General features: G+C 39.2%; 11 protein-coding genes and 1 pseudogene. 7 read left to right on the top strand and 5 right to left on the bottom strand.

Annotation, left to right across the window (positions count from 1 at the left end; translation table 11 throughout):
• Positions 1 to 57: 57 nt before the first annotated feature.
• Both CWC30_RS03415 and ilvY read right to left on the bottom strand, forming a co-directional pair.
• The gene (locus CWC30_RS03415; RefSeq protein WP_013465517.1) at positions 58 to 1,104 is read right to left on the bottom strand and encodes a GGDEF domain-containing protein; all 1,047 of its coding nucleotides are present in this window, start codon (positions 1,102 to 1,104) and stop codon (positions 58 to 60) included.
• Positions 1,105 to 1,194: 90 nt separating this feature from the next.
• The gene (gene ilvY / locus CWC30_RS03410; RefSeq protein WP_138626433.1) at positions 1,195 to 2,100 is read right to left on the bottom strand and encodes an HTH-type transcriptional activator IlvY; all 906 of its coding nucleotides are present in this window, start codon (positions 2,098 to 2,100) and stop codon (positions 1,195 to 1,197) included.
• Between the two features lie 137 nt (positions 2,101 to 2,237).
• Between ilvY and ilvC the strand changes: the two genes are divergently transcribed.
• The 4 genes and pseudogenes from ilvC to CWC30_RS03390 all read left to right on the top strand — a co-directional run bounded on the left by ilvC (position 2,238) and on the right by CWC30_RS03390 (position 7,445).
• Positions 2,238 to 3,710, top strand: coding sequence for a ketol-acid reductoisomerase (gene ilvC, locus CWC30_RS03405; RefSeq protein WP_138626432.1), 1,473 nt, complete (start codon positions 2,238 to 2,240; stop codon positions 3,708 to 3,710).
• A 155-nt stretch (positions 3,711 to 3,865) separates the two neighbouring features.
• Complete coding sequence (locus tag CWC30_RS03400; RefSeq protein ID WP_138626431.1) at positions 3,866 to 5,785, top strand: methyl-accepting chemotaxis protein; 1,920 nt, start codon at positions 3,866 to 3,868, stop codon at positions 5,783 to 5,785.
• Between the two features lie 76 nt (positions 5,786 to 5,861).
• Positions 5,862 to 7,048, top strand: a pseudogene (locus tag CWC30_RS19200) (tetratricopeptide repeat protein).
• A gap of 133 nt (positions 7,049 to 7,181) precedes the next feature.
• On the top strand, positions 7,182 to 7,445 hold the full coding sequence (locus CWC30_RS03390; RefSeq protein ID WP_171034678.1) for a hypothetical protein: 264 nt from the start codon (positions 7,182 to 7,184) through the stop codon (positions 7,443 to 7,445).
• Here the strand turns inward: CWC30_RS03390 and CWC30_RS03385 are convergent.
• Positions 7,391 to 7,732: a GIY-YIG nuclease family protein gene (locus CWC30_RS03385; RefSeq protein WP_069438684.1), complete on the bottom strand. Its 342-nt coding sequence runs from the start codon at positions 7,730 to 7,732 to the stop codon at positions 7,391 to 7,393. The two genes, CWC30_RS03390 and CWC30_RS03385, sit on opposite strands and share 55 nt — an antisense overlap.
• 106 nt (positions 7,733 to 7,838) lie before the next feature.
• Here CWC30_RS03385 and CWC30_RS03380 point away from each other — a divergent pair, with 106 nt between their 5' ends.
• Positions 7,839 to 8,198 carry an outer membrane protein assembly factor BamE gene (locus tag CWC30_RS03380; protein ID WP_013465523.1) on the top strand — a complete coding sequence of 120 codons (360 nt, stop codon included), beginning with the start codon at positions 7,839 to 7,841 and terminating at the stop codon, positions 8,196 to 8,198.
• 50 nt (positions 8,199 to 8,248) lie between these two features.
• On the opposite strand, the gene CWC30_RS03375 is transcribed toward CWC30_RS03380, so the two are convergent.
• On the bottom strand, positions 8,249 to 8,572 hold the full coding sequence (locus CWC30_RS03375) for an RnfH family protein (protein WP_036981810.1): 324 nt from the start codon (positions 8,570 to 8,572) through the stop codon (positions 8,249 to 8,251).
• Positions 8,569 to 9,009: a type II toxin-antitoxin system RatA family toxin gene (locus CWC30_RS03370; protein ID WP_013465525.1), complete on the bottom strand. Its 441-nt coding sequence runs from the start codon at positions 9,007 to 9,009 to the stop codon at positions 8,569 to 8,571. The genes CWC30_RS03375 and CWC30_RS03370 overlap by 4 nt, the downstream gene beginning before the upstream one ends.
• Positions 9,010 to 9,157: 148 nt before the next feature.
• Between CWC30_RS03370 and smpB the strand changes: the two genes are divergently transcribed.
• Complete coding sequence (gene smpB, locus CWC30_RS03365; protein WP_013465526.1) at positions 9,158 to 9,637, top strand: SsrA-binding protein SmpB; 480 nt, start codon at positions 9,158 to 9,160, stop codon at positions 9,635 to 9,637.
• A 288-nt stretch (positions 9,638 to 9,925) separates the two neighbouring features.
• A complete protein-coding gene (locus tag CWC30_RS03360; protein WP_138626429.1) occupies positions 9,926 to 12,520 on the top strand; it encodes a TonB-dependent receptor in 2,595 nt (864 codons plus the stop codon).
• The last annotated feature ends 155 nt before the right edge of the window (positions 12,521 to 12,675 follow it).

Below are 12,675 nucleotides of genomic sequence, written 5' to 3'. Positions count from 1 at the left end.
GAACACAAGCTCTAGAGGGTTACAATCATTAACAAATTTGATACAAACAGAACACGTTTACATATCGGCCGCTATTTCTACCCGATTACGACCATGGGTTTTAGCTAAATAAAGTGCTCTATCTGCCTTTTCAACTAATAAACAGCTTTTACTAAAAGGTTCCATTAAAGCAATGCCGAAACTGGCTGAAATATTACGTTTATTATTACTGTCTTCTTTTTTACGAATCGTCAATTTGGCAATGCTCAAACGAAGCTGATTACAAAATGCCATCGCATCATTAATGCTTTCAAAGTAACCCGTAATACAAAATTCTTCACCACCAAAACGATAAGCTCTGTATTGCTCTTGTACACTATTTTGCACTTTTTGAGCGACTAGCTTGAGTACCTCATCGCCTTTTTGATGGCCAAAATCGTCATTAAAACGTTTAAAATGATCGATATCGAACATAATCAACACCGCTAATTTACCGTGTTCATTTTGTGAAGAGGCGTTCAAACAAAACTCAACAATGTCTGTATCAAACTTACCGCGATTAAATAATCCGGTTAAGGAATCTTTATCAACCGCTTCTTGGGTCACGCTAAGCGCTTCTTTTAAATCTTTAATTTCGTTGTACGCTTGCGCTAATTTGGTTTGGAATCCACGGGCGTAATCTTGCATCGCAATTGATTCGTCAGTTAGGCGCTCAACGCAAGAAAGGATCTCATTAAATGAGTTAATACTAGAGAGCGTTTTTAATTCATTTTGTGAATCAACTAACGAGGTAGTAAAGCTTTTCGAATATTGAATGGAGTCACTAAGATCAAACTGCATTTGCTCTACGGTGCCATGAAACCTTTCAGACATTTGTTGAAAAAATGCAAGCTCTTCGTCATTAATATGCTTATTAAAAATTTCTTGGGCGGTTTGAGCTGAACACGTATTGTGCAAAGAGATGACTTTATCAAGCTCTGTGTTTAGTTGTGGGTTGTCGCCCTGTACATAACAGTACCAAATAGCATAATTTATTGGCGTTACAGGCATTTTGTATTTAACCATCAACGGAATGGCTTTTTTTAAACACTGGGCAGAATGAGCAAGTGAAACCGTATTATCCATAATTAAAACTCTTAGACATCACAACAAAGATGTTAATAAACACATAAATATTAGCGGTTTATATTAACAGTTTTTTATCATCCAACAAGCCTATATTATGTTTTCCCCCATATTTTGTGCAATATTCCAAAGCGCACTAATAGCAGGGTCGTTTAGTTCTTTATGTAATACAGCCAAACCAATTTTAAACCCTTGTGGTGGCTCGCCTTTATACTCTAAAACCTGAACCTTATCGTTAAGCGGACTATTATCGAGTACAATTTTTGGGATCATGGCCACGCCTAACCCTAAACTCACCATAGATACCATAGCTTCATGCCCTGCCACTTGCGCGTAAATTTTTCCTTGTACATTATTTTTTCGCCACCACTGCTCCAACCTTTGTCTTGAAAATCCTTGTTCAGCAACAATAAATTCAAGCTCAGACCAATCAATAGTTTCGCTACTAGTGGCTAATTTTTCTGTGATCGGACATTGAATAGTGGGTGCAATTAATACCAATGGCGAGTAGCCAATATCTACAAATGCAATTTGTGTAGGTAATTTACTGGGTCTGGCTGCAATGGCCATAGATTCATGTCCATCTAACACTCGGTTAATAGCCAAGGCGGGATCGCCCGTATTTAAGGTAATTTCAATATGCTGATGCTGAGCTCTCAGTTGCTCTAAAATATGATGCAAAAAACTGTAAGACGCGGTAACGGAGCAATAAAGGCTCACATTGCCATAAATATGTTGTTGCGGTTCGTTTAAATTAGCTTTAAAACGCTGCCAATGACTAAGTGTTGCACTGGCATACTCCTTAAATGCAACGCCTTCGCGGGTAAGCTTTACACTGCGATTATCACGCTGGAATAACATCACCCCTACTTCATCTTCTAACTGCTTAATATTACGACTTAAAGTGGGCGCACTTATGTGGCATAACTCACTGGCACGAGAGAAATGAAGCGTTTTTGCCAACGCCAAAAAGTAATTTAAATGCTTATGATCCATAACAACACCGGTATTTCATATTATGAAACACTTTAATTCAAATATATCATTTTACGCAAGAAAAGATTTTCCATATTGTTATTCCAAGCAAAGCAAAAGCAATGCATCTAACAAACTGAATTAATAGGAAACTTATCATGGCAAATTATTTTAATAGCTTACCTTTACGCGAACAATTAGCGCAATTGGCACAATGTGAATTTATGGGCGCAGACGAATTTAACGACGGTGTTGCTGCACTTAAAGGTAAAAAATTGGTAATTGTAGGCTGTGGCGCACAGGGCCTAAATCAAGGCTTAAACTTACGTGATTCTGGTTTAGATGTAGCCTATACACTACGTGATTCAGCCATTTCTGAGCGTCGTCAGTCATTCTTAAATGCATCTGACAATGGTTTTAAAGTGGGTACATATGAAGAGTTAATCCCAACAGCCGATGTAGTACTTAACTTAACACCTGATAAACAACATACTGCAGTTGTTAATGCCATCATGCCATTAATGAAACACGGCTCAACCCTTGCCTATTCACATGGCTTTAATATTGTTGAAGAAGGCATGCAAGTTCGTGAAGACATTACCGTTATTATGGTTGCACCAAAATGCCCGGGGTCAGAAGTACGTGAAGAGTATAAACGCGGCTTTGGTGTACCTACATTAATTGCGGTTCACCCAGAGAATGATCCTCAGGGCCATGGCTTGGCACAAGCAAAAGCCTATGCAGCAGGTACAGGTGGTCATCGCGCGGGGGTACTTAAATCATCATTTATCGCTGAAGTGAAATCTGATCTGATGGGCGAGCAAACTATTTTATGTGGCATGCTACAAACTGGCTCTATTTTATGTTTTGACAAAATGATTGAAAAAGGAATTGATGCCGGTTACGCCTCAAAACTTATTCAATATGGCTGGGAAGTGATCACAGAAGCACTTAAATATGGCGGTGTGACAAACATGCTTGACCGCTTATCAAACCCTGCAAAGATTAAAGCGTTTGAGCTAAGTGAAGAGCTTAAAGTAATTATGCGCCCTCTTTATAACAAACACCAAGATGACATTATCGATGGCACATTTTCACGTGTAATGATGGAAGACTGGGCAAATGATGACGCTAACTTACTAAAATGGCGTGCTGAAACTGCAGAAACTCATTTTGAAAAAACCCCTGCAGGCGATGTAGAAATCGCTGAGCAAGAATTTTTTGACCACGGTATTTTAATGGTGGCAATGGTAAAAGCAGGTGTAGAACTGGCATTTGAAACCATGACAGCGGCCGGTATTATTGCAGAATCTGCCTATTATGAGTCACTGCATGAAACGCCGTTGATAGCCAATACTATTGCACGCAAAAAGTTATTTGAAATGAACCGCACTATTTCAGATACCGCTGAGTACGGCTGCTATTTATATAACCATGCCTGTTTGCCGCTTCTACAAGAATTTATGCAAGGTATTGATACTGATGTTATTGGTAAGGGCTTAAATGAGCAAAGTAATCAAGTTGATAACCAAACTTTAATTCAAATAAATACGGCTCTACGTGAGCACCCTGTTGAGAAAGTAGGCGCAAAATTACGCGGCTACATGTCTGCAATGAAAAAAATAGTTTAACCCAAGGGTCCTAGAACTTTCACTTGTTAGAAACCAAGCCCACTTGCATTTTGCTGTGGGCTTTTTTAAGTGCAAATTAATCATCAATAGCTGAAAATAAATAATGTGCTAAAATAATTCCTCTCATTGCCCCAGTTGTAAATATAAGCATTATCATGACGATACAAAATCTCTCTATTACTCAAAAAATAACAGCGCTTGGAAGCATTATTGCTATTTGTGTTGCTGTATTAATTGGTTTGACGTCTTTGCATAACTCAAAAAATATTATTGAGCAACGCATGATCGAATCAGAACTGCCAAGTAAATTACAAACAATAAGTAATCATATTGGTGGCGAGATCAATGAACTTCTTGGGGCAGCAAAGCAACTTTCGGCCAATACCTATATTTTAAATTGGGCAAATACTGGCAACAACAACGACACGCTATTACTTAAAGAGCTCAATCGCTTGGTTGATCAATACGATCTTGCCACGGCTTCGTGGGCGAATAAAAACACCGCACAATATTGGAACCAAGATGGCTTTTTACGTGTTTTAAAAAATGATGCCGCAGATGGCTGGTTTTTTGCTTTTACTCAATCAAAGCAACCTTACTCAATTAGTATTTATCAAGAGTCTGAAAACGATGTAAAAATGTTTGTTAACCACCAACAGCCTAATGGTTTAGGCTTGGCAGGCTTAGCAAAAAGCATTACAGATATGCAAAAGCTGCTACAACAATTTAAAATTGAGCAATCAGGGTTTGTGTTTATTGCCGATAAAAACGGCTTAATACAGTTACATAAAGATGCAGACAAAGTCGCTAAGGTGAATATAGATAGTATTTACAGCGCTAATATTCATAACAAATTACTTGATAAAAATGGCTTCGCTTTAGAGGAAGTAAATATCAACGGGCAAGCCACACTCATTGCAGCTACACCGATTAAAAACACTGACTTATTTGTATTAGCTCAAGTCCCAAAAAGCGAAGTGTTTTCTAGTGTAAATACCCTAGAGTGGCAAATATTCACCTTCACTATCATCACTGCGCTAATCGCAAGCGTGATCAGTTACTTATTAGCTCGCTCTTTAGCTTCACCGTTATCAACAATGGCTGAGCTATTTTCGCGTTTAGGGCGTGGCGATGCAAACTTAGCCTATCGCTTACCAACATCTCCCCAACCTGAGCTAAATAATTTAACCACCGGCTTTAATCAATTTATTGAAAAAATAGAAACCGCTATTGTGCAAGTAGCCAATGAAAGCCATGGAATTCGCCACAGCTCAGATCATGTATTTGCGCAAGCCAAGCAAAACTCCTTAGCCCTTGATAAGCAAAAAGAGCAAACTATTTCAGTTGCAGCAGCCATTAATGAAATGGGCGCTACAGTGCAAGAAATAGCGCAAAGTGCTGCCAATGCAGCTAAGTTAACCAACGATAGCCGCGATAACACCAAGCAAAGCCATCAACAAGTGTTACAAAGCCAAACGACAATCTCAGCCCTTGCCAGCGACATTGACGGCATAACCGAGCAAGTTGCTTTACTTTCTAAAAAGACTATTGATATCGCTAGTATTGTGGATTCAATTAGAGGTATATCTGAACAAACCAACTTATTGGCACTTAATGCAGCTATTGAGTCTGCCCGAGCTGGTGAACATGGACGAGGCTTTGCTGTCGTTGCTGATGAAGTAAGAGCACTTGCAAATCGTACGTCGCAATCAACCACTGAAATTCAATCTATGATTGAAGAGCTCACTCAAATTTCAGATGATGTTGTAAATGATATCAGCCAATCAAAAAATAAAGCCCAACAAAGCGTTAGCGCAATGCAAAACTCGGTTGAGTTACTTAATAACATTACTGAAACAGCCAATGAAATTAACGATATGGCAACTCTAATTGCCACCGCTACAGAACAGCAAAATAGCGTTGTGAATGATGTGGGTCGTAGTATTGAGCAAATAAGTGAGATCAGTGATAAATCAATGAGTGAACAAATCAATACCGAGCAAGCAATTCGTGATTTAGCCACCAGCGCACAAACACTTGATGCACTCGTTGCTACGTTTAATCAGCAACGTTAGATAGAGTGTTAGATTAAAAAATAACCTCTGTACAAAATAACCACTATACTTAAGTGTTTTTTGTACAGAGGTGTATATGAATACTCTCCAAGGTAAACATTATTTACTGATTGTGCCTGATGGCTCTGTGTGCTTGTAGCACCACAGATAACGCCAATATAAGTGTGCCAATCCCCACTATTACTCCTCCCATGCAATTACAACAGCAGCTTGTAGAGTCTGAGCAACAAATATTTCAACACGACGACGGCCTCAAACAGCAATTAAATGCTTACGTACAATCGAGTAAATCAGTTGATGAAATTACCTATAGTGTACTTAGTTTTTTACTCACAAATGGTGATAACTCACTATCTTATCAATCTACCAGCACTCAAACTGCGTCACAAAGCTATCAAAATTTAAATGCCAATTGTCTTTCACTCTCTATTTTAGCGTATAGCTTGGCCAAACATTTAGGCCTTAAGGCCCGCTTTCAAAAAGTACACATTGCGGAGTATTGGTCACTAAATCAGGGGTTTAATTTACTCACTGGGCATATCAACCTTGCTATAGACAATAAAACGAAACTCAAAGACAGCTCACTTGTTTATCAGCGTAATAAGCGTTAATTATTGATTTTGACCCCAATAGCCGACAAGCCCGTTTTGCAACCTCATTGCTTTCAAAAAAAAGGGTAACCGCCATGTTTTATAATAATAACGGGGGTGAGGCACTGGTAAATAAACACTTTGATTTAGCGTTTAGCTATTTCAAAGCAGCAATCAATAAGGACGCTTCATTTAGTGCTAGCTGGGGCAATTTAGGGGTACTCTTTAAACAATTAGATGATTTAAAGCAAGCGGAGCAAATGTACCGCTATGCTATTGACTTAAATACTGATAATAATACTGCACAAGGTAACTTAGCATTATTATACACACTCACAGATAGAGTGGCCGAAGGCGAAAAGCTATTAGCTGAGCTTGACAAAAAACGCCAAGAAAACCCTTACTATCATATCTCGCTTGGTAACAGTGAGTATGTAAGTGGTAATTTTACAGGTGCAATTAGCCACTATAAAAAAGCTAACGCTATGTCACCAACCTTACATGAAAGCCACTTTGGACTGGCGCGAAGTTACTTTGAGTTAAATAATATAGCTAGGGCGGAATTTCATTTGCGTAAAGCCAGAAAAAAGCAGACTTTACACATGACAAACAACGCTATGATAATAAACTCATCGCATTAAAATCACTTATCGTTAAGGCGAATCATTATTAAATTATTTAGTTTAACCTGCATTGTATTTTTTATAAGTTGGAGTGGACTCTCAAAGCCGATTGAGCCGCAGTTATTCACTGATTTAACAACGCTAACCAGCTCTAAATTAGCAGGCAGAAAAACGAATAGTCACTTGGCTTTACTCACCAGAGAATATTTAAAAGAACGCTTTAAAGAGCATCAACTAACGGTTATTGAACAACCTTTTACTTATCCATCAGGGCTGTTTTCTAAGGCGCAAGGCGTAAATATTGTTGCGACCAAAACAGCAAAAGATACGCTCGAAAATATTAACACTACTTTTTATCAAGAAGCGGTATTGCTAATTGAGGCATTTATTAATCAGCTTTTGACAAACCCTGAGGTATTCAGTCCCCCCTTAAAAGCAGCAACGTAAGCCTCTTTTTTTGCCCGTGGAAGTTTTTTAATCGCATATTCTAATTTACTTGCGTCGCTTTTAGTCCCAACTTGTTGCTGATGAATGAGCACCAGCGGTCCTTTCCCTTTGAGGTTTTTTGCCCCTTTACCCGCTTGGTGCGTTGCTAAACGACGCGCTACATCAACTGTAATGCCGGTATACCAATGACCAAACCGTGTTTGCACAATATACAGTGACCAAACAGCCGGTTTACTTTTACTATTGCACAACTCATCGTTTAAACTTTTTTGATTATTAATGGTCAAAACCTCGCCTTAACGCGCTAAACAAAAACAATTACTCAAAAGGGTTTTACCTTGAGTGACTAATCGGTATCATGCAGATTATAAAAAATAAGGATCACAACTAACAATGCAGTCGTTAAAAACTTTTTCTCTTTGGCTTATTGTCGCTTTAACGCTTAGTTCAGCCGCAGGTTGTTCTAGCTGGGTGTACAGAATCAACATCCCTCAAGGTAACTTTTTAGAACAATCAGACGTTGATAAGCTTCGCGTTAATATGACTCGCGAGCAAGTAATTTATGTACTAGGCAGACCGATTGCCGAAGACGCCTTCGATAAAAATACTTGGCGTTACGTTTACAGCTTTAATAAAGGGCGCGCTAATGAACAATATAAATCATTAGTATTAAACTTTGAAAATGAAAAGTTGGTAACGGTATCTGGTGACTATGAGCAACCAGAAAACTTTACAACCCCTTTAGAGCAATAAGCCATTTGGGTTTAATTTAAAAAGGTGAGCATGGCTCACCTTTTTTGTATCTAGCGTTCTAACGGTCGGCCACCAGTTACTTTATTTGCGCGGCCCTCTTCTTTGGCTTTTTCGGCGCGCTTTCTGCGGGCATCTTTAGGGTCGGCAATTAATGGGCGGTAAATTTCAACTCTATCGCCGTCTTTAAGCTCATGATTAAGCTTTACCGTTCTGTTCCATACACCTAAAGTTAAAGCGGTTGCATCAATCTCAGGGCACTTCTTAATAATACCTGATTGGATCACTGCTTGCTCTGCGGTGGTACCTTGGAATACTTCTATATTTAACGTGGTTGCTTTCGTTGGCAACGCAAACACAATTTCAATATTGATCATGCACGCTCTCCATATACCGCTTTTGCACGTTGAGTAAAGGCACTCACCATATTTTTAGCCACATCATTAAAAATTTTACCAAACGCAAGCTCTATTAACTTACTAGAAAATTCAAAGTCTAGCTGTAAATGTACTTTGCACGCATGTGCATCTAATTGCTGAAAATGCCAACGACCTTGTAAGGTTTTAAAAGGCCCATCAACTAAGCGAAGCATCACCGTTTGCTCATCAATTAGCGTATTTTCAGTGGTAAACCATTTTTTTATGCCGGCTTTAGATATTTCTAAACTGGCGGTCATGTTATTATCATGCTGCTTAATAATTTTTGAGTCTGAACAATTAGGTAAAAACTGCGAATAAGCTTCTACATCATTGACTAGATCAAACATCTCTTTAGTGCTGTACATAACCAGCGCACTTTTTTCTATTTGTGGCATACTCACTCCCAACTGTGTGCAGGAATTTTAGCAAGCTTTGTGCGTTTCCCCAAACTTTCATCGCGCTTAAATGAATCCTTCGCTTTTGCATGTATAATTTAAAAAAATCGATGTAAAACATCTCGTATAACGTATATTATAGGGCACTATGGCTAAGAAAAATTCATCAAAATCGACAAGTAATACCATCGCGCTAAATAAAAAAGCGCGACACGAGTATTTTTTACACGACAAGTTTGAAGCAGGTATTGAACTCCAAGGCTGGGAAGTAAAAAGTATCCGAGCAGGTAAAGTAAATATCTCTGAAACTTATATTCATCTTAAAAACGGTGAAGCGTTTTTATTAGGCAGTACAATCCAGCCTTTAAATAGTGCATCAACCCATGTTATTTGCGACCCGCTGCGTTATCGTAAATTATTACTAAGCAGACGTGAACTTGACCGTTTGGTTGGTGCAACCGAGCGTGATGGTTATTCATTAATTGCCACAGCTATGTATTGGAAAAAATGCTGGGTAAAGCTTGAATTCCATTTAGCGAAAGGTAAGAAAATGCATGACAAACGTGAAGACGGTAAAAATAAAGATTGGTCCCGTGAAAAAGAACGCTTAATGAAACATAAAGTTTAAATAAAAACGCCTAACATCATGTTAGGCTTTTTTTTGTTAAATTTTTAGGAAAATACAAATTATTACAAATTAAAGTCGCTCGGCGTTTTGTTTATCAATAATAACTAAATCACGTTACAGCGCCAAATAGCGAGCATCCTATCGTTTACCTTTATTGAGAAAATCAGTACATATTAGTGCAGATAACAAAATCATCTTTGCGGCCAATTGATAACATTTAAGTTACATGGTATTAATAATTAGACTTGTAAAACAAGTAAATTATAACATATCAACAAGGACTTAAGGATGAAGCAATCAATTGCATTTACACCAAGCTTAATCATCGGTGCTACTATCGCATTGTCAGCAGGTTTTAGCACAACGACTTATGCTGCACAGCAAACTGCAGAAAAAGTAGAACGTATTCAAGTAACAGGCTCTCGTATCAAGCGTTCGGACATCGAAGGCCCGTCTCCAGTACAATCTATTAATAAAGAAGACATCGAAAACATGGGTTATGACAACCTACAACAGCTTCTTGAAAGAATGCCTGTTGCAGGTAATGGTACCTTTTCAACCCGTGGTAATAACCAAGACTCAACCGCAAATGGCTCAGCTGCCGTCAGCCTTCGTGGCTTAGGCGCCGATGCTACCTTGGTACTTATTAATGGTCGTCGTGTTGCAATCAGCGCATTTGCTGAAGGGATCACCAACTCATTCGTTGATATCAACAGTATTCCTGTTTCAGCAATCGAACGTATTGATATTTTAAAAGATGGCGCCTCAGCAATCTATGGCTCTGATGCTGTAGCGGGTGTTGTAAACGTTATCTTGAAAAAAGATATTGACGGTATTGAAGTAAACTTAGGTTACGGCGGCACAGATGGCCCTAACTATGAAGAAACTACAGCCAGTATTGTTTGGGGTACTACTAGTGCAAAAAGTAGCGCATCCGTTATTATTGATTACTTTAAAAACACCTCTTTATCATCAGATGAAATGGGGCGTTTAGGTACTGCTAATCAATCTCCATATGGCGGTGAAGATTTTCGTTCATCACGTGGCTTCCCAGGCTACTTTTATGTTGATGGCGTTAAAACAATTGACCCTGCGTGTCCTGCAGAAAATGCAACATCAAGTGGCAGTTGTTTATTTGACTATGGTCCATTTGGCTATATTGCACCGGCATCAGAACGTGTAGGTGCTATTTCACAATTTGAATACCGCTTTGATAATGGCATAACGGGCTTCTTAGAAATGGCCGTTCAGCATAACAGCTCAATTGCAGCAGGTGCCCCAACGCCACTTGATGAAGATGCGGGTTTAACAGTACCAGGTAGTCACCCTAATAACCCATTCGGCCAAGATATTGAAATAGGTCGTTACAGAACCGTAGATGCGGGTGCGCGTCAATGGGATATTGAATCAGACACATTACGTTTTGTTGCCGGTTTAAAAGGTGAAATAAACGATTGGAGCTGGGAAACAGCGGTACAAAAAGGACGTAGTAAGTCGTTACAAACAGGCAATCGCTCACAAGGTTGGGTACGTACCGACTTCTTACAGCAAGAAATTGACGCTGGTAACTACAACCCATTCGGCGGCACTTACAACGATCCGGCTGTAATTGATAGAATTACTACGAGCTTGGTTCGTCAAGGCGAGTCTCATATGACGTCGTTCGATGCTAACATTTCAGGTGAAGCATTTAGCTTTGGTGATGATGTTGTCATGATGGCGGCCGGTATTGAATACCGCGAAGAGGACGTAACGGATACGCCAGATGACCAATTCCAACGAGGATTAATCTTTGGTACCGAGTCTGTGTCAGCTGCAGCAGAGCGTGACCAATACGCTGCCTATGTAGAGTTTTCAATTCCACTTGCTGAGAACTTAGAGCTACAACTTGCTGGTCGTTACGATGATTACAGTGACTTTGGTACCACAACCAACCCTAAAGTTGCTTTACGCTGGGCACCTACAGATGAAATCACAGTGCGTGGTTCTTGGGCGCAAGGCTTTAGAGCTCCGTCACTTGCACAAGTAGGTTTAGGGCCATCTCAAGAGAGCCAGTTCTTTATCGATAATTACCGTTGTGACGCAACGGGTAAAGATTGTGATGCACTAGATTACAACATTGAATTTGCCGGTAACCCTGACTTAGAGGCTGAAGAGTCTGAATCTTGGAACGTCGGCTTTATTTGGGCACCTACAACTGACTTTGGTTTGAGTGTAGATGTATGGAGTATCACCCAAGACAATAAAATTGATGAGCAAGAGTTTGGTCCAATTTACAACTCAGAGTGTAATAACCAAAATAGTACCGTATGTGTTCGCTTACCACCATCAGGTACAGACAGCCTAGGAACTATTCAAAAGATTTTTAGTACTTTTGAAAACGTGTCATCACAAGAAGTTTCGGGCGTTGATATTTCAGCAAACTACAATCACTCACTGGATGATTTAGGCTTACTAAAATTCAATTTAGAATGGGCTTATCAAGATAAATTTGAAAAAGACGGCCGCGATTATACCGGTGAATATGGTTACCCAGAGCACCGCTGGATTTTCTCAACTAACTGGGAAATTGGTCAGTTCAACACAAACATGAACATTAGTTATGTGGGTGAGTTTGAAGATACGCCAGATATCGACTTCGATGGTAACTTAGACTTCGATAGCAATACATCGCGTACTGTTGATTCACAAGTACTGGTAGATTTACAAACATCATACCGTATTACTGAGTCAGCTAAAGTATCGCTAGGTGTGAACAACTTATTTGATGAAGAGCCACCGTTTGCAATTGGTGACGGTGATTCAGATCTGTATGGTTACGCTTCGGGTGTACATAACCCTCGAGGTCGTTATATTTACACTAAAGTGAGCTTTTCGTTTTAATTAAAAAGCAATAAAAAACCGCCAATATGGCTAATGCAGATCAGTTAAGAATATTTTTATGATCACTTGACTGATCTTTCCATGGCTTCAAAATCCGATATTAGAAATAATATCGGATTTTTTTATGTCTCTCATTCAGCACTTCGATAACATGT

Origin of the sequence: Pseudoalteromonas sp. S4741, assembly GCF_005886135.1 — a bacterium.
Lineage (GTDB): Bacteria > Pseudomonadota > Gammaproteobacteria > Enterobacterales > Alteromonadaceae > Pseudoalteromonas > Pseudoalteromonas tetraodonis.
This window is presented reverse-complemented; position numbering and strand designations above follow the sequence as displayed.